Origin of the sequence: Actinoplanes sp. NPDC023714, assembly GCF_040639855.1 — a bacterium.
Classification (GTDB): Bacteria; Actinomycetota; Actinomycetes; order Mycobacteriales; family Micromonosporaceae; genus Actinoplanes.
In genome coordinates this window covers 327,851-344,060 of the sequence record NZ_JBFAAR010000007.1, presented here as the reverse complement: position 1 = coordinate 344,060, position 16,210 = coordinate 327,851, and the positions used below count along the sequence as shown (strand labels likewise).

Annotated in this window: 15 protein-coding genes; 6 read left to right on the top strand and 9 right to left on the bottom strand. The window is 72.1% G+C overall.

All coding sequences use genetic code 11. The features are described 5' to 3' along the window. The first annotated feature begins 312 nt into the window (after positions 1 to 312). On the top strand, positions 313 to 2,190 hold the full coding sequence (locus tag AB0G10_RS29590) for an amino acid transporter (RefSeq protein WP_360928792.1): 1,878 nt from the start codon (positions 313 to 315) through the stop codon (positions 2,188 to 2,190). Positions 2,191 to 2,293: 103 nt separating this feature from the next. Here AB0G10_RS29590 and AB0G10_RS29585 read toward each other — a convergent pair whose 3' ends face one another. After that, a complete protein-coding gene (locus AB0G10_RS29585; protein ID WP_360928790.1) occupies positions 2,294 to 3,868 on the bottom strand; it encodes a protein kinase in 1,575 nt (524 codons plus the stop codon). A gap of 132 nt (positions 3,869 to 4,000) precedes the next feature. Here AB0G10_RS29585 and AB0G10_RS29580 point away from each other — a divergent pair, with 132 nt between their 5' ends. The 3 genes from AB0G10_RS29580 to AB0G10_RS29570 all read left to right on the top strand — a co-directional run bounded on the left by AB0G10_RS29580 (position 4,001) and on the right by AB0G10_RS29570 (position 6,094). Continuing rightward, positions 4,001 to 4,489 carry a flavin reductase family protein gene (locus tag AB0G10_RS29580; protein WP_360928787.1) on the top strand — a complete coding sequence of 163 codons (489 nt, stop codon included), beginning with the start codon at positions 4,001 to 4,003 and terminating at the stop codon, positions 4,487 to 4,489. Then, positions 4,489 to 4,893 (top strand): superoxide dismutase, Ni, encoded by a 405-nt coding sequence (sodN, locus tag AB0G10_RS29575; RefSeq protein WP_360928784.1) that lies wholly within the window; start codon positions 4,489 to 4,491, stop codon positions 4,891 to 4,893. Before AB0G10_RS29580 ends, sodN begins: the two co-directional genes overlap by 1 nt. Positions 4,894 to 4,996: 103 nt before the next feature. Beyond that, positions 4,997 to 6,094: a hypothetical protein gene (locus AB0G10_RS29570; RefSeq protein ID WP_360928781.1), complete on the top strand. Its 1,098-nt coding sequence runs from the start codon at positions 4,997 to 4,999 to the stop codon at positions 6,092 to 6,094. Positions 6,095 to 6,117: 23 nt separating this feature from the next. Here the strand turns inward: AB0G10_RS29570 and AB0G10_RS29565 are convergent, their stop codons facing one another. The 4 genes from AB0G10_RS29565 to AB0G10_RS29550 are packed head-to-tail and all read right to left on the bottom strand — an operon-like array spanning position 6,118 to position 9,391. Further along, positions 6,118 to 7,047 carry an ABC transporter substrate-binding protein gene (locus tag AB0G10_RS29565; RefSeq protein ID WP_360928778.1) on the bottom strand — a complete coding sequence of 310 codons (930 nt, stop codon included), beginning with the start codon at positions 7,045 to 7,047 and terminating at the stop codon, positions 6,118 to 6,120. 18 nt (positions 7,048 to 7,065) lie between these two features. Next, complete coding sequence (locus tag AB0G10_RS29560; RefSeq protein ID WP_360928775.1) at positions 7,066 to 7,740, bottom strand: ABC transporter permease subunit; 675 nt, start codon at positions 7,738 to 7,740, stop codon at positions 7,066 to 7,068. Beyond that, on the bottom strand, positions 7,737 to 8,390 hold the full coding sequence (locus AB0G10_RS29555) for an ABC transporter permease (protein ID WP_360928772.1): 654 nt from the start codon (positions 8,388 to 8,390) through the stop codon (positions 7,737 to 7,739). The genes AB0G10_RS29560 and AB0G10_RS29555 overlap by 4 nt, the downstream gene beginning before the upstream one ends. Further along, positions 8,387 to 9,391, bottom strand: a complete 1,005-nt coding sequence (locus tag AB0G10_RS29550) for an ATP-binding cassette domain-containing protein (RefSeq protein WP_360928769.1) — start codon at positions 9,389 to 9,391, stop codon at positions 8,387 to 8,389. Before AB0G10_RS29550 ends, AB0G10_RS29555 begins: the two co-directional genes overlap by 4 nt. Positions 9,392 to 9,479: 88 nt before the next feature. On the opposite strand from AB0G10_RS29550, the gene AB0G10_RS29545 reads away from it, so the two are divergent. Then, a complete protein-coding gene (locus AB0G10_RS29545; RefSeq protein ID WP_360928766.1) occupies positions 9,480 to 10,904 on the top strand; it encodes an aromatic amino acid lyase in 1,425 nt (474 codons plus the stop codon). A 253-nt stretch (positions 10,905 to 11,157) separates the two neighbouring features. Here the strand turns inward: AB0G10_RS29545 and AB0G10_RS29540 are convergent, their stop codons facing one another. Together AB0G10_RS29540 and AB0G10_RS29535 are read right to left on the bottom strand one after the other, a co-directional pair. Continuing rightward, the gene (locus AB0G10_RS29540) at positions 11,158 to 11,664 is read right to left on the bottom strand and encodes a cysteine dioxygenase family protein (protein ID WP_360928763.1); all 507 of its coding nucleotides are present in this window, start codon (positions 11,662 to 11,664) and stop codon (positions 11,158 to 11,160) included. Beyond that, positions 11,661 to 12,578, bottom strand: coding sequence for an amidohydrolase (locus AB0G10_RS29535; RefSeq protein WP_360928760.1), 918 nt, complete (start codon positions 12,576 to 12,578; stop codon positions 11,661 to 11,663). Before AB0G10_RS29535 ends, AB0G10_RS29540 begins: the two co-directional genes overlap by 4 nt. A 73-nt stretch (positions 12,579 to 12,651) precedes the next feature. Between AB0G10_RS29535 and AB0G10_RS29530 the strand changes: the two genes are divergently transcribed. Next, positions 12,652 to 13,662 (top strand): LacI family DNA-binding transcriptional regulator, encoded by a 1,011-nt coding sequence (locus tag AB0G10_RS29530; RefSeq protein ID WP_360928757.1) that lies wholly within the window; start codon positions 12,652 to 12,654, stop codon positions 13,660 to 13,662. Here the strand turns inward: AB0G10_RS29530 and AB0G10_RS29525 are convergent. Together AB0G10_RS29525 and AB0G10_RS29520 are read right to left on the bottom strand one after the other, a co-directional pair. Continuing rightward, a complete protein-coding gene (locus tag AB0G10_RS29525) occupies positions 13,637 to 15,169 on the bottom strand; it encodes an aromatic amino acid lyase (RefSeq protein ID WP_360928754.1) in 1,533 nt (510 codons plus the stop codon). The two genes, AB0G10_RS29530 and AB0G10_RS29525, sit on opposite strands and share 26 nt — an antisense overlap. Beyond that, positions 15,166 to 16,176 (bottom strand): ornithine cyclodeaminase family protein, encoded by a 1,011-nt coding sequence (locus tag AB0G10_RS29520; protein WP_360928751.1) that lies wholly within the window; start codon positions 16,174 to 16,176, stop codon positions 15,166 to 15,168. The genes AB0G10_RS29525 and AB0G10_RS29520 overlap by 4 nt, the downstream gene beginning before the upstream one ends. Positions 16,177 to 16,210 lie beyond the last annotated feature (34 nt).

Sequence of the window (16,210 nt, the reverse complement as noted above, 5' to 3'; positions counted from 1 at the left end):
CACCCAGCCGGGCGCGGCCACCCAGCCGGGCGCGGCCACCCAGCCGGGCGCGGCCACCCAGCCGGGCGCGGCCACCCAGCCGGGCGCGGCCACCCGGCACAGCGCGGCCGATCCGGCGCAGCCACGCACCAGCGTGACTGCCCAACGCAGCGAGGCCCTCGATCCGGCGCGGCGCGGCCCGGCTCTGGCTGGCCTTCGGCACCTCAGCGCACGACTGCCGGCCATGCACTTTCACGTTTTATTAACGGGTTCGGGAAGGGCTTCGGGAGGTGTGGCGATGAAAGATCGTTAGGAGGATCGGGAAGGAACGGCATGAGTGCGGTGCGCGGGTGGATGCTCGAAGGGCTCGACGAGCAGGCTGAGGAGAAGGGCGAGAAGGCGCACAGCTGGTGGAAGGTCATGTGCCTGACCGGGGTGGACTACTTCTCGACGCTGGGGTATCAGCCTGGCATCGCGGCTCTGGCGGCGGGAGTGCTGTCGCCGCTGGCCACTCTGGTGCTGGTGCTGGTGACGTTGCTCGGGGCGTTGCCTGTCTATCGGCGGGTGGCGGCTGACAGTCCTCATGGCGAGGGGTCGATCGCCATGCTGGTGCGGCTCCTGTCGTTCTGGAAGGGCAAGCTCTTCGTCCTGGTGCTGCTCGGGTTCGCGGCCACCGACTTCATCATCACGATCACGTTGTCGGCGGCGGATGCGACGGCGCACATCGACGAGAATCCGTTCTGGCCGGAGGCTCTGCGGGATCAGCATGTGCCGGTGACGCTGTTGTTGATCGCGCTGCTCGGTGGGGTGTTCCTGAAGGGGTTCACCGAGGCGATCGGGATCGCGGTGGCGCTGGTCGGCGTCTACCTCGGGCTGAACGTCGTGGTGATCGGGGATGCGCTGTGGGAGGTGATCACGCATCCGCACGCGGTGACCGACTGGACGCACGCGCTGACCACCTCGCACGGCAGCCCGCTCGCCATGGTCGGCGTCGCGCTGCTGGTCTTCCCGAAACTGGCGCTCGGCCTCTCCGGCTTCGAGACCGGCGTGGCGGTCATGCCGCACATCAAGGGCGATCTCCAGCAGCGCATTCGGGGCGGGAAGCGGCTGCTCACCACGGCCGCCGTGATCATGAGTGTGTTCCTGCTGACCAGCAGTGTCACGACGACCGTGCTGATCCCGGCGGACCAGTTCCAGCCGGGCGGGGAGGCGAACGGGCGGGCGCTGGCCTACCTGGCCCACGAGAACCTCGGCACCGCGTTCGGCAGCGTCTACGACATCTCCACGATCGCGATCCTCTGGTTCGCCGGCGCGTCGGCCATGGCCGGGCTGCTCAACCTGGTGCCGCGGTACCTGCCCAAGTTCGGCATGGCGCCGTCGTGGGCGCGTGCCGTCCGCCCGCTCGTGCTCGTGTTCACCGGGGCGGCGTTCCTGATCACGTGGATCTTCGACGCCGACGTGGACGCGCAGGGCGGGGCGTACGCGACGGGCGTGCTGGTGCTGATCACCTCGGCGGCGACGGCCGTCACCCTCTCCGCGCACCGGCGGCGGCAGCGGACCCGTACCTGGGCATTCGGCGCGATAACCGCGATCTTCACCTACACCACGGTGACCAACGTGATCGAACGGCCGGACGGCGTGAAGATCGCGGCCTGCTTCATCGGGGCGATCATCGTGGTGTCGCTGCTGTCCCGGGTGTTCCGGGCGTTCGAGGTCCGGGTCACGTCGATCGACGCCGACCCGGTCGCCGAGAAGTTTCTCGCCGAGGCCGGCAACCGGCAGATCCGGCTCGTCGCCAACGAGCCGGAGGAGCGCGACGCCCGGGAGTACTCGGCGAAGCTGACCCAGATCATCGCCGACAACGACATGGCCGATCAGCGCGACGTGCTGTTCGTCGAGGTGACGGTGACCGACGCGTCCGACTTCGAGACCGAGTCGCACGTGCGGGGCGAGCTGAGGCACGGGCGGTACCGGGTGCTGACCATGGAGAGCTCGTCGGTGCCGAGCGCCCTGGCCGCGCTGCTGCTCTGGGTGCGGGACACCACGCATCGGCGGCCGCACATCTACTTCGAGTGGACCGAGGGGAATCCGGTGGCGAACTTCGCGCGCTACCTGATCTTCGGGCAGGGCGAGGTGGCGCCGGTGACCCGCGAGATCATCCGGCAGGCCGAGCCCGACCGCAAACGCCGCCCCCACGTCCACGTCGGCTGACGATCGCCCGGAGGGAGAGACCGCGCCAGAAGGGAGGAAGAGCCAGGAAGGGTGAGATCCAGGAAGAGGGAGAGCCAGGAAGGAGGAGAGCCAGGAGGGAGGACTACGACGGGAGCGGGCCGCGGTCGACGAAGCTGAAGGTCGAGGACGGTTCGGCGTCGCCCACCTCCTGGACGTAGAGGGCCTTGTCGTCGGTGCTCCACTGCACGTAGCCGTACGAATCGTTGTAGATCCAGTAGGTGGGGCGGCCCTGGTCGTCGGTGCGGTGGGTGGGCAGCAGCTCGAAGAGGGTGGCCTTCGTCGGCGTGCAGACGGCCGGCACCAGCTGCGAACCCACGTCCGGGAGGATCTTCACGCCGACGCAGCGGTCGGTGTCGGCCGGATCGTAGAGGGATCGGATCATGTAGTCGACGCCGAGGGACTCGAGCGCGAACAGCGACTTCGCCCCGGTGCCGTCGCCCGCCTCGACCTCGGACGAGTTCTGCTCCAGCGCGAGGTCACGGTCGATCTCGGCCACGTGGATCAGCGTCTGCCGGTTGCCGCGCAGGATCGCCGCGAGGCGCTCCTCCGGCGTCACCGGCTCCGCGGCGGCGGGCGCCCCGGACGGGCCGGCACCCGGTGACGCGGGAGCGGAGGCGGCGACGCCGGAACCGGCCCCGGTGTCCGCGGAACCGTCCGGCAGGTAGCGCACCGCCGCGCCGACGCCGGCGGCGGCCAGCACCGCGAGCCCGGCGGAGACCACCAGCCACGGCCGGTGCTTCGATCGTACGGAAAGCGGTTGATCTGAATGATCTTGATGGGCCGGAACCGGCGGGGCGGGCGACGGGGCGATCGCCACAGAAGCAGAGGCAGCGGAGGAAGCGGAGGAAGCGAGCAGCAGATCGAGCAGCTCGCGGGCCGTCGGACGCTCCACCGGATCCTTGGCGAGCGCCCGCTCCACCACGGCGACCAGCGAGGACGGGACGCCGGTGAGATCCGGCGGCTGGGTGAGGATGCGCATCGCGGTGGCGGCCGCCGACTCCGCGGCGAACGGAGTCCGGCCGGTCGCCGCGTAGACGACCACGGCACCCCAGGCGAAGATGTCCGCGGCAGGCGTGACCGGGCGGCCGTCCACCGGGTCGAAGCGTTCCGGCGCCATGTACGCGACCGTGCCGACCATCTGATCGGTCCGGGTGTGCTGGCTCGTCGCCTCGAAGGCGCGGGCGATGCCGAAATCGATCACCTTGATGCCGCCGCGGGCGAAGAGCACGTTGCCCGGCTTCAGATCGCGGTGGATCACGCCGGCGCCGTGGATAGCGGTGAGCGCCGTGGCCACCCCGACGGCGACACTGTGCAGCGCCGACCCGGTCAGCGGGCCCTTGTCCCGGATCTCGGCGGCCAGGCTGAGCCCGTCCACGAACTCGACGACCAGGTACGGCGGCTCGTGATCGGGGTCGGCGTCGAGCACCTCGGCCGTGGAGAACGGCGGCACCTGCTGGGCGCGGTTCACCTCACTGCGGAAGCGGCCCCGGAACTCGGTGTCCGCGACGTACTCCGGGCGGACCGTCTTGATCGCCACCGGGCGTCCGGCCGGGTCGCGCCCGAGGAAGACGGAACCCATGCCGCCCTCGCCGAGCCGGCCGACGATGTCGTACCGGCCGAGCCGGGTCAGATCCCCGGGCCGTAGCGGCATGCTCATGTGACGCTCTCCCCCTTCACCGCGGGGAGTGTACCGAGATGGATCATCCAGGGAACGTCAAGGGAGCTCCTCAGTAGACTAGGCGGGAACTCGACTTGACCTCAACCGAACTTGAGGTTTTAACGTTCTCCCGTGCTCCGGACCGACGTGACCGATCTCTTCAAGGCGGCCTTCCGCCGCTACCCGACCGGGGTCGCGGTGATCACCGCGGTCGGCCCGGACGGACCGGTCGGGCTGACCGCCTCGAGCGTCGCGTCGGTGTCACTGGCGCCGCCCGCGCTGTCGTTCTCGGTGATGGGCTCCCGGTCGGCTCGGGCGATCGTCGAGGCGCCCAGCTTCGCCGTGAACCTGCTCGGGCCCGGCCACGCCGCGCTGGCGCACGACTTCGCCCGGACCGGCCGGCCCCGCTTCACCGCCGAACAGGGCTGGGACACGCTGCCCACCGGCGAGCCGATCCTGCCCGGCGCCCTCGCGGCGCTGCGCGGCGCGCCCCTGCACCGGATCCCGGTCGGCGACTCCACCGTCGTGGTCGCCGCGGTGCTCGAGGTGGTCCTCGGCGCCGGCAGCGGGCGGCTCGTCCACCACGACCGGCAATTCATCACACACGAAGGACCTCTCTGATGCGTCTCCCCCGTTTCCTCACCCCGCGCACCACGGTGAGCGCCCACTGCGACCTGCCCTGCGGCGTCTACGACCCGGCCCAGGCCCGGATCGAGGCCGAGTCGGTGAAGGCGATCGCCGAGAAGTACCAGGCCAGCAGCGACCCGGAGTTCCGGACCCGGGCGCTGATCATCAAGGAGCAGCGGGCCGAGCTCGTGAAGCACCACCTGTGGGTGCTCTGGACCGACTACTTCAAGGCGCCGCACTTCGCGAAGTACCCGCAGCTGCACACGCTGTTCAACGAGGCCACGAAGCTGGCCGGGGCGAGCGGCGCGAAGGGCTCGGCCGACCCGGAGGTGGCCGGCCGGCTCCTCGAGAAGATCGAGGAGATCTCCAAGATTTTCTGGGAGACGAAGCAGGCCTGACGGTCGTCCCTCGTTCACGCAATGGACCGACGTTATTGGGTAAACGATTCCGTTTACCCATGTAACACTTTTCCTCCGGTAGATCAGCAACAGGGGAGGAAACATGGCCCGGCGCGTGTTCCTGCACGTCGGCGCCCCGAAGACGGGCAGCACCTACGTCCAGAACGTGCTCTGGAACAATCAGGGCGCATTGCGGGGCGCGGGCATTCTCCTCCCCGGCGGAAACTGGGCCCAGGATCAGGCGATGACCGATCTGCGCGAGGTCGAGTGGCGTGATCCACGGGCCTCGTGGACCTGGCAGCGGCTCGCCGACGAGGCCGCCGGCTGGCACGGCGACGTGATCGTCAGCAACGAGGCGCTCGGCGGGGCCACCCCGGAGCAGGCGGCCCGCGGTGTCGCGGCGTTCGCCCCGGCCGAGGTGCACGTCATCGTGACCGGCCGGGACCTGTGGCGCACGTTCCCGTCGATGTGGCAGCAGAGCATCCGGGCGCGCAACACGTGGACGTTCACCGAGTTCCTGACCGCCGTCGAGGAGGGCCGGTTCCCGACGTTCTGGGAGATGCACACCCCGAACCGGATGCTGAAGAAGTGGGGCGACCTGGTCCCCGCCGCGCAGCGGCACCTCGTCACGGTCCCGCCGCCCGGCACGCCGCACGACACGCTCTGGAAGCGGTTCGCCGGCATCGTGGGAATCCCGGACGGGCTCTGCGACCTCGAGGACCCGACCGCGAACCCGTCGCTCGGCGCCGCCGAGATCGAGGTGCTGCGCCGGGTCAACGGCGCGCTCGGCGAGAAGTTCCCGCACCGGACGCCGTACCAGCTCGTGGTGCAGCGGCACCTGGTCAACGCGGTGCTCAAGAACGGGCGCAACGACGTGCGGTTCGGCGTCGGGCTGGACCGCGCCGGGTGGGTGGCCGACCTGGCCGAGCAGCAGATCAAGGAGCTGCGGGACTACCCGTGCCAGATCGTCGGCGACCTCGACGAGCTACGGCCGGTGAACATGAAGGAGTCGTCGAGCCCGGACGACCTCGACGAGTCCCGGGTCCTGGAGACCGCGATCGAGACGATCGTCGGCATGCTGGAACACGCCGACGAGCTGACCCGGGTGCCGAACGCCGACGGCATCCGCGCCCTGGAGCTGCTGAAGCTCCGGGCCGCCACGCGACTGAAGCGGACGTTGAAGAAGGCCGGCCGCCGATAGGCGGCCGGCCTCCGTCCATCAGGTCAGACCAGGCCGTTCTCGGTGAGGAACGCCTTCGCGACGGTGGCGGTGTCCTGCTTGTCCACCTGGACCTTGGCGAGGTAGGCGGTCAGGTTCTCGGTGGTGAGCTTCGCCGAGACCGCGTTGAGGGCGCCCGACACGGTGTCGTTGTTCGCCTCGGTGCGGATCAGCGGCAGGATGTTCTCGGCGAGGTAGAGGTTCCGCGGGTCCTCCAGGACCACGAAGCCGTTCGTCGTGATCGACGAGTCGGTGGAGAAGATGTTGCCGACGTCGATCTTGCCGTCCTTGAGCGCGTTGACGGTCAGCGGACCGCCGGCGTCGAGCGGCTTGAACTCCTTGAACTCGACGCCGTAGAGCTCCTTGAGGCCCTTGAGACCCTGGTAGCGCTCGCCCCACTCGGGGCCGGCGCCGATGGTGAGCTGGCCCGCCACCGGCTTGAGGTCGTCGATGGTCTTGAGGTTGTGCTTCGCGGCGGTCTCCTTGGTGACCGTCAGCGTGTCCTTGTCCTCGGCGCTGGACTGCTCCAGCACCTCGGTGCCGGCCGGCAGCACCTTCTTCAGCGCGCCGAGCACGTCCTCGGGCTTGCTGACGCCCTCCGGCGCGCCGCCCGGGGAGAGCGCCGCGAGCAGGGCGCCGTTGTATTCGGGGAGCAGGTCGATCGAGCCGTCCTGGAGCGCCTTGAGGTAGAGCTCGCGGGCACCGATGTTGAACGAGCGCTTGACCTCGACACCCTTGGCCTCGAGGGCCTGCGAGTAGATCTCGGCGAGCAGCTCGCTCTCGGCGAAGTTCGCCGAGCCGACGGTGACCGCGCCGCCGGAGGACGACCCGCCGGTCTCCTCGGCCAGCGGATCCTCGTCGGCGCCGCAGGCCGCGAGGGAGAGGGCGAGAGCGAGACCGGTGATGGCGGCCCCGACCGTACGTATGCGAGACATGGAAGTACCTTTCGAGGGTCAGGTGGTGCTCTTCTGCGTTCTGCCGGACAGGCCGGGTGAGACGACCGAGCGCTGCACGAGCGCCAGCACGAGGTCGAGCACGACGGCCAGCACGGCGACGACGATGGCGCCGGCCAGGACACGGGAGTAGTCGTTGACGGCGAGCCCGTCGATGAGCAGCCGGCCGAGCCCGCCGAGGCCGACCGACGCGGCCACCGTGGCGGTGGCGATCACCTGGAGGGCCGCGCTGCGGAACCCGCCCATGATGACCGGGAGGGCCATCGGGAACTCGACCCGGAACAGCACCTGCAGCGGGCGCATGCCCATCCCCCGGGCGGCGTCCACGACACCGTGGTCGACGGCGCGCATCCCGGCGTAGGTGGAGGTCAGGATCGGCGGGATGACCAGCACGGTCAGCGCGATCAGCACCGGGAGCAGGCCCAGGCCGAGCAGCGTGACCATGAGCATCAGCAGGCCCAGGGTGGGCAGCGAGCGGCCCGCGTTGCCCGCGTTGATCGCGAGGAACGAGCCGCGGCCGGTGTGCCCGATGTACAGCCCGACCGGCAGCGCGATGATCACGCCGAACAGCAGGGCGAGGGCCGAGTAGCCCAGGTGCGAGATGATCAGCTGCGGGAAGCCGCCGGGGGTGCTGAACTGCCAGTGCTCCGGGTCGAGCAGGTAGGTGAGGTTCACGCCGCGCCTCCCCGCTGGAACCGGGCCCACGGGGTGACCGCCCGCTGGATCAGCACGATGACCAGGTCGGCGAGGCCGGCCAGCAGCACCGACAGGATGATCCCGACCAGGATCGGCTCCAGGTAGAACAGCTGGAACCCGCGGGTGAAGAGCTGGCCGAGGCCGCCCACGCCGATCAGGGCGCCGACGCTGACGAGGCTGATGTTGGCGACCGTGGCGACCCGCAGGCCGGCCAGGATCACCGGCAGCGCCACCGGCAGCTCGACGTCGAGGAGGCGGCGCACCCGGCGGTACCCCATCGCGGTCGCGGCCTGGGTGATGGTCGGGTCGACGGATCTGAGGCCGTCGGCCACGGTACGGGCGAGCAGCGCCACGGTGTAGATGGTCAGCGCCACCACGATGTTGATCGGCGACAGCACCTTCGTGCCGAGCAGCACCGGCAGGAACACGAACAGGGCCAGCGACGGGATCGAGTAGAGCACGCCGCAGGTGTTCACGAGCGGGTGGTAGAGCCAGGTGAAGCGCACGCCGAGGTACCCGATCGGCAGGGCGATCACGAAGCCGAGCAGGACCGGCAGCAGCGCGAGCCAGACGTGCTGCTGCAGGGCCGTCAGGACGGTCTCGTAGTTGTTCTCCAGGTACTGGATCAACGCCGGCGCTCCATCAGGTGATCCACGAGGTCGTGGTGCAGGACCACGCCGTCCGCCTTCCCCGACTCGTCGACCCGGACCGCGATCCCGACCGGCGAGCTGATCGCCAGGTCGGTGACGACCCGCAGCGAGTCGGTGACCCGGAAGACCCCGCCGAGGTCGCCGGCGTCACGCCAGCGCACCGGCCGGCCCGCGTCGTCGAGCTCGAGGCCGGGCGCCTCCTCGATCGGCCGCACCGGCAACGCGGCCGCCGAGTCGAAGGACAGGCTGCGCAGACCCCGGTCGCGGCCGACGAACTCGGCCACGAAGTCGTCGGCCGGCTTCTCCAGCAGCTCCTGCGGCGCCCCGAACTGGGCCAGCACGCCGCCCTGCCGGAACACCGCGACCCGGTCGCCCAGCTTGATCGCCTCGTCGATGTCGTGCGTCACCAGCGCGATGGTCTTGCCGAGGTCCTGCTGGAGGCGGAGGAACTCGGCGTGCAACTGGCCGCGCACCACCGGGTCGACCGCGCTGAACGGCTCGTCCATCAGCATGACCGGCGGGTCGGCCGCGAGCGCCCGGGCCACGCCGACGCGCTGCTGCTGGCCGCCGGAGAGCTGGGCCGGGTAGCGCTTCGCGAACTCGGGGGCGAGCCCGACCCGGTCGAGCAGATCCAGGGCCGCGGTGCGGGCCTCCCGGCGGGTCTTGCCGAGCAGCACCGGCACGGTGGCGACGTTGTCGAGCACGGTCCGGTGCGGGAACAGGCCCGCGCTCTGGATGACGTATCCGATGCCGCGCCGCAGGGTCGCCTCGTCCTGCGCCGCGACGTCCTGCCCGTCGATGAGCACCCGTCCGGAGGTCGGCGTGACCATCCGGTTGATCATGCGAAGCGACGTGGTCTTCCCGCAGCCGGACGGCCCGACCAGGGCGGTCAGTTTCCCGGTGGGCAGTTCGACGGAGAGGTGGTCGACTGCCGTGCTGCCGCCGGGGTAGACCTTCACGACGTCATCGAATGTGATCATGCTGCTCCTGGCGGTAGCTTCTGAATACTGCTATTCATACTTGCGGTGTAGTGAATAGGATGTCAACCGGCGTGTGTTGGGGGCCGCTATGCAGGGCTTTGGCCCACTCGATGGACACTCGCTCTCCGTCGAAGGTCTGGTGGCGATCGCCACCGGCGCCGCCGACGTCACCGTCGACCCCGCCGCGCTGACCCGGGTGGAGACCCGGCACGCCATCCTCCAGGCCGCCCTCTCGCACGGCGCCGTCTACGGCGCGAACACCGGGGTGGGCGCGAACCGGCACGAGGCCGCGGGCGAGCCCTCCGAGCACGCGCTGCGCCTGTTGCGTAGCCACTGCGCGGGCGTCGGCCCGGAGGAGGACGACGTCACGGCGCGGGCCGCCATGACCGTACGCCTCAATCAGATCCTGGCCGGGGGCTCGGGCATCTCCCGGCGCGTCGCCGAAGCTCTTGCGGCGGCCCTGCACCAGGGCGCCGTCCCGGCCCTGCACCCGTGGGGCGCCATCGGCACGGCGGACCTCTCGGCGCTGGCCGAACTGGGCCTCACCCTGGCCGGGGAGCGCCCCTGGCGGCACGGCGCCGGGCCGATCACCACGATCGACGCGACCGACGCCCTCCCGATGATCAGCTCCAGCGCGCTCACCGTGGCGACCGCGGCGCTCGCCCTCGCCTCCGTGCAGAGCCAGCTGCGCGCCTCGATCGTGGTGGCGGCGCTCTCCTTCCTGGCGCTGCGCGGCAACCCGGAGGCCTACGACCCCGCCGTGCACGAGGCGCGGGCGCACCCCCAGCAGGCCCGGGTCGCCGCGACGCTGCACGCCCTGGTCTCCGGGTGCGGGCCGGCCGCGCGCATCCAGGACCCCTTCGGCCTCCGCGTCGTGCCGCAGGTCACAGCGCCGGCGGTGCACGCGGCCCGGGAACTCGGCGGCGTGCTCACCGCCGAACTCAACGCGGCCGTCGAGAATCCGCTGGTCACCGACGACGGCGTCCTGCATCACGGGCAGTTTCACACCGCAACCCTAGCCACCGCCCTGGACGCCATGCGTAGCGCTTTCCTACCGGTTCTATCTCTTTCCTCGGCGAGGCTCGGCCTGCTCATGCGCCCGGATCTGACGGGTTTGCGGGCATTCCTGGCGGCCGGTCCGCCGGGCAGCTCGGGCCTCATGATCAGCGAATACGTGGTGCAGGACCTGCTCACCCAGATCCGCGTCGGCATGCAGCCCACCGCGGCCGGCACACTCTCCATCTCGCTGGGCCTGGAGGAGCACGCCAGCTTCGCGACACAGGGCGCCCGCTCCCTGCGCACCATGACCGCGCTCGCCCCGATGATGCTCGCGGCCGAACTGGTCGCCGCCGTCCGGGCGCTGCGGATGGCGCCGGGCCGGTTGCCGGCCGGGCTCGCCCACGAGGCGTTCGAGCTGGCCGACAAGTCCCTCGCCGCCGACGAGGACGACCGCCCGCTCGGGCCGAGTCTGGAGCGGGCGGCGGCCCTGCTGCCCCTGCTGGGCGAGCTCTAGGGTGGTCCGGCCAGGCGTTCCGCTTGCGCTCCTTCCCGGGTACGCGGGAACGCCCGCCCTCGCCGGCCTCCGCGTGTCGACTTCAGGTCCGATCCTCGCCTCAACTCACCACGCAACCACCAAACCACCGCCGCGTGTCGACTTCAGGTTCAATCCGCACCCCAACTCAACACGCGATCACCACATCACCGCCGCGTGTTGAGTTCGGGTCCGATGCGCGCCTCAACTCAACACGCGATCAGTCGACGCGGGGTCAGGGGACCGGGGCGTCCAGCGGGCGCAGCTCGTCGGCGTAACTGACGGCGTGCCGGCGCAGCACCCCGGAGGGGCTTATCGAGTACTGGCCCATCCGCCACAGCGGCGGCGAGTAGGCGTGGATCGACACCGAGCCGTCGACCGCGCCCGCCATCCGGTGGATGTGGTCGGGGCCGAAGGCGAACGCCCGGCCGGCCGGCACGACGCGGGTGACCGGCTCGCCGCCCATCCGCGGGTTCGACTCGGACACGGCGCCGCGGGTGACCGCGACCGCGCCGGACGAGATGTCGTGGTCGTGCCAGCCGGTGTCGTCCTCGACGTTCCAGCACAGCACCCAGACGTCGATGTCGCCGTCGCGGTAGAGGGACGCGAAGTGCCGCTTCCCGGTGTCGTGCCGGACCAGCGATTCCCACAGCTCCGGGCGGGCGGCCAGCTCGGCGACCCAGCTCCGCAGCTCCTGCGGGGTCAGCGCCCGGCCTGGCAGGGCGGGCAGGCCGGGCGTCATCGCGGCTCCCCGGTCAGCAGGCGGTGCGGGTTCGCGGTGAACACGGCGTGCGTGAACGCGTCGCCCAGCCCCGGCTCGCACGGCTCCGCGTAGGGCCGGTCGGATCCGTGCACGATCCCGTCGACGCCGACGACCCGGACCATCGCGTCGATGGCGCGGGTGCCGTAGGAGCTGGTCTCGTAGAAGACGTTCGGGTCGACGACGCCGAGCGCGCCGCCGCGGGCCGCGAGGCGTTCGTGGTGCAGCGGCGCGAGACCGGCGAGGGCGACGAACGCGATGCGCAGCGCCGGATGCCGCTCCCGCCCGCAGACGTGCCAGGCCAGCCACGACTGGTGGAGCTGGCTCACATAGGGCACCAGCGCCGGCCACCAGGACGGCAGGCCGGGCGGGCAGGCGGGCGCCGGTCCGGGGTGGACCAGCAGCGGTTTGCCGGCCCGTTCCAGCTCGCCGAGCAGCGGCCCGAGGCGTTCGATGGCCGCCGGGTCGGTGAGCGCCGTGGCCGGGAGTTGCAGCCCGACGACGCGTTCCTCACCGAGCACCGTGGACAGCGCGCCGGGATCGGGATCGGTCACCGAGGCGGCCGCCCAGACGCGGAACGGGTCCGGCAGCCCCAGGGCGCTCTCGTGCCACACGTCGATCAGCCCGGCGCCCTCGGCGGCCGGCAGGTGCTCGATGCCGAGCGGGCTGGAGAGCGAGACCGCCGCGATCTCCCTGCCCTCCGCGAGCTCCGCGGCGCGCCGCAGGCTCACGTCGTGGTCCTTCGCCTGCACCGGGTACGGGTCTTCGCCCGCCAGATGAAGCGTCCAGTCCCGCAGGTAGGGGTAGGCGTCGCGGCTCCGCAGCGCGTCCAGGAAGCGCTCCGGCCACAGGTGTTGGTGGCAGTCGGCGAGACGAGGGGGAAGCGCTTCACTCACCCCCCAAGTGAAGCGCTTCCCCCTCGGTCCCGGCAACCCCGTCCCAGCCCCCGGACGGTGTTACTCTCTGTCGATGCCGCGGCGACGTACCCTGCAGGACCTGGCCGACGCCGCGGGTCTCTCGCTGGCCGCCACGTCCTACGCGCTGCGCGGCGTCCGCGGCTCCCCCGCCACGATCCTCCGGGTCCGGCAGCTCGCCGACGAGCTCGGCTACACCGTCGACCCGATCGCCCGGGCCCTCGCGAGCGGCCGCACCGGCGCGGTCGGCGTGAGCGGCTCGCTGCGCGACCTGTGGCAGCAGGACCTGTCGGTGATGGTCACCCAGTCGCTGCGCCGCCGCGGCCGGTACGCCATGATCGCCGACGCGGACGCCGACCCGGCCCGGGAGCGCCTCATCGTCGAGCAGTTCGTGGCGCAGCGCGTCGACGGCGCCGTGGTCTCCCCGGTCGACCCGTCGGCCGGGTACTGGCGCCTGCTCGACCCGGCCGTCGCCGTGGTGGCGATCGGCGACGCGCTGACCGACCGCCCCGGGACCGGCAGTGTCCTGTTCGACAACCGGTACGGCGTCCAGACCGCCCTCGCCCACCTCGCCTCCCTCGGTCACCGCCGGGTCGGCCTGCTCGCGCCGGCCCTGCCGTCCACCCCGGGCCGGCCCGCCGAGGTCCTCGCCGTCGAGGTGAGCGCCGCCCTCGGGCTCGACCTCGCGATGGTCCCGGCGCCCGCCGCCACGGCCGAGGCCGTCGCCGTCCTCGCGGATCTGCTGTCCGGTCCGGACCGTCCCACAGCGGTCTTCTGCCTGAGCGACTCGCTGGCGTTCGCGGCCTACCGGGCGGCGCGCGAGGCGGGCGTGCCGGTCCCCGGCGAGCTGTCCGTGATCGGCTACGACGACCACCAGCTGGCCGGCCTGGTCAGCCCCGGCCTCACCACGATGGCCTGGGACGAGGACGCGATCGTCGAAGCCGCGGTGAGCCAGCTGCTCGCCCTGCTCGACGACGGCCCGCCGCCGGACGGCGCCGCGCCGTCCCCGATCTTCCGCCCGGAGCTGGTGGTCCGCGGCTCTACCGCTCCGCCAGCATCCCGATGAGCCGCTCGACGTCCCGCCCGAACGGGCGGTCCGCGGTCGCGGCGGGCAGCCGCTCCGTCATGCCGGACAGTTCCGGCGGGACGGCCGGGCCGCCCAGCAGGGCCGCCTGGTGGACGGCGAGAAGCTCGCAGGCCACGATCTCGCGGAGGCCGTCCAGCGTCTCGGCCAGGCACTCGGCCGCCTCGAAGCCGAAGCTCTGCACGTCCTCCTGACCCGCCGACGTCTCCATCGGGCCGATCAGGGCGGCGCCGGTGAAGCGGCGCAGGCGGTGCGCCGTACCGGCCGCCCGCTTGTGCACCGCCACCATGCCGGCGTGCACCCCCGGCGCGTCGGAGAGCTGCCGGGGCAGCCCGGTGACCAGCGGGTCCAGCAGGCGGTGCAGGCGGGACGCGCCGAGCTCGGCCAGGTGGGCGAGCGCCGTCGCGAGGGTGCCGGCCGCCGCCACCAGGTCGGTTCCGGCGAAGCCGGCGCTGCCGACGAACCGGCCGTCCAGGAACGCCGGGGAGTCGGTCACGCAGGTCAGGGCGCGGTCGACGGCCGCTTCCAGCCCGGCGGCGGCGCGGGTCGCGACGGCCAGGGCGGGCGCGCTCACCCGGAACGAGACGGGCGCCTGCAGCGCCCCCGGTGGTCCTTCGCCGCGGGCCGCTTCCAGGTCCGCCATGATCGTACGGAGTTCCGGGTCGCCCGCTCCGAACGCCGGGTGCCACGGGTCCGGGGTCGCCCGGGCCACCGCGTGCTCGGCCGCCACCACGGCGGTGACCCGCGCGATCAGCGTCCGGGCGTCCTCCGCGGCGAGGATCGCGAGCCCGGTCAGCCCGGGAACGCCCTCGAGGAACGCGACGCCCTCCTTCGGACCGAACGAATACGGTCGCAGCCCGGCGGCATCGAGGGCCGGCCCGGCGTCGGTGGCACGACCGTCCGCGTCGAGCACCTGACCGATGCCGATCAGCGCGGCCCCGGCGTGCGCGAGCGGGATGATCTCGCCGGCCGCCCCGGAGCCGCGCGCCGGGATCGCCGGGGTCACGCCCGCGCCGAGCAGCGCGGCCAGGTGCCGGCAGAGCTCCGGCGAGGCGCCGGCGGCCGGGTGCAGCAGGGTCCGCAGGCGTACGGCGAGGAGCGCCCGCGCCGCCGTCGCGTCCAGCCACGGGGCCGAGCCCACCGAGCGCCCGGCCATCAGCGTGTTCTGGTGGCGTTCCTGCGCCGCGGCGTCGAGCCGGACGCCGGCGAGCGCGCCCATCCCGGTGTTGACGCCGTAGACCGGCCGGTCCCCGGCGAGGGCGGCCGTCACCAGGGCACGGGTTTCCCGTACCCCCGCCAGAAGGTCGTCCGAGAGCGCGAGCCGGACCGTCCCGCGCGCCACCCGGGCCAGCACGGCGGGGGTGAGGTCGTCGGGCCGGGTGACCGTCATCGGCAGCGCGGCATCGGGGTGGGTGACCGTCATCGGCAGCGCGGCATCGGGGCGGGTGACCGTCATCGGCAGCGCGGCGTCGGGGCGGGTGATCTTCATCGGTAGCGCAGCATCGTGCCGGCGCCGGCCGCCTCGGCGCGGGTCAGGATCAGGTGGCCGAGCGCCACGTCCAGGATCGACAGGCCACGGTGCCAGAAGAGGATCCGCTCGGCGGCGCTCTCCCGGCCCGGCTTCCGGCCGCTGACGATCTCGCCGAGCTGGGCGTGCAGCGTCTCCTCGGTGAGCCGGCCGGTGTCCACGTGCGCCCGCAGCGCGCCGAACCGCCCGGACCGCGACTCCCGCCAGTCGTCCACGACCACCTTGTCCATGACGTCGAGGAGGTCGAGCTCCACGGCGCTCACGGTGCCGTACGGGACCACGAACGCGCCGGGCCGGACCGCGGCGGTGCGCAGCAGCGGCGCCGGTTTCTCCAGCCGGGACGCCTCCACCAGGATGTCCGCGCCGTCGTAGACCTCGTCGGTGGTGGCGACCACCCGCACCGGGGTGGACGTGACCTCGCGCAGGCGCGCCGCGAAGGCCTCCCGCGACTCCGGGCGCCGGCTCGTCACCCGGATCTCCTCGAGCGGGAACAGGCCGTCCAGCATGGTGACGTTGGCGAACGCGGTGCCGCGCGCCCCGACGTGCCCGAGGATCTTCGAGTCCGGGCGGGCCAGGTACTTCGCGCCGACCGCGGTCATCGCGCCGGTCCGTACCTCGGTGATCAGCGTGGCGTCCATGATCGCCTTGGGCACGCCGGTGTGCGGGTCGAGCAGCGTCAGCATGGCGAGCTCGCTGGGCAGGCCGTGCCGGTAGTTCGGCACGAAGTCACCGACCACCTTGACGCCGCTCAGACCCCGCTCGCCGAGCGTGGAGACGTGCCCGCGCAGGATGTTGAAGTGCCCGGCGCCACCGTTGTCCGGGACGAGGTGGGTGCGCGGCTCGAAGACGGTGAGCCCGCGGCCGTGCGCGTCCACGACGGACTCGACAGCGGCGATCACCTCGGCGTTCGTGATCTCCAGCCCGTCGATGTCGGCGCCGTTCAGGAACCGCATCCAGATCTCGGCCACCGGCGGCCTCCCCGTCGCTTCGTGAAAGGGCTCG

Bases quoted from the DNA above. Each gene is read 5' to 3' on its own strand.
- AB0G10_RS29590 (WP_360928792.1), top strand. From the start codon at position 313: ATGAGTGCGGTGCGCGGGTGGATGCTCGAAGGGCTCGACGAGCAGGCT.
- AB0G10_RS29585 (WP_360928790.1), bottom strand. From the start codon at position 3,868: ATGAGCATGCCGCTACGGCCCGGGGATCTGACCCGGCTCGGCCGGTAC.
- sodN (WP_360928784.1), top strand. From the start codon at position 4,489: ATGCGTCTCCCCCGTTTCCTCACCCCGCGCACCACGGTGAGCGCCCAC.
- AB0G10_RS29570 (WP_360928781.1), top strand. From the start codon at position 4,997: ATGGCCCGGCGCGTGTTCCTGCACGTCGGCGCCCCGAAGACGGGCAGC.
- AB0G10_RS29565 (WP_360928778.1), bottom strand. From the start codon at position 7,047: ATGTCTCGCATACGTACGGTCGGGGCCGCCATCACCGGTCTCGCTCTC.
- AB0G10_RS29550 (WP_360928769.1), bottom strand. From the start codon at position 9,391: ATGATCACATTCGATGACGTCGTGAAGGTCTACCCCGGCGGCAGCACG.
- AB0G10_RS29545 (WP_360928766.1), top strand. From the start codon at position 9,480: ATGCAGGGCTTTGGCCCACTCGATGGACACTCGCTCTCCGTCGAAGGT.
- AB0G10_RS29540 (WP_360928763.1), bottom strand. From the start codon at position 11,664: ATGACGCCCGGCCTGCCCGCCCTGCCAGGCCGGGCGCTGACCCCGCAG.
- AB0G10_RS29530 (WP_360928757.1), top strand. From the start codon at position 12,652: ATGCCGCGGCGACGTACCCTGCAGGACCTGGCCGACGCCGCGGGTCTC.
- AB0G10_RS29525 (WP_360928754.1), bottom strand. From the start codon at position 15,169: ATGAAGATCACCCGCCCCGACGCCGCGCTGCCGATGACGGTCACCCGC.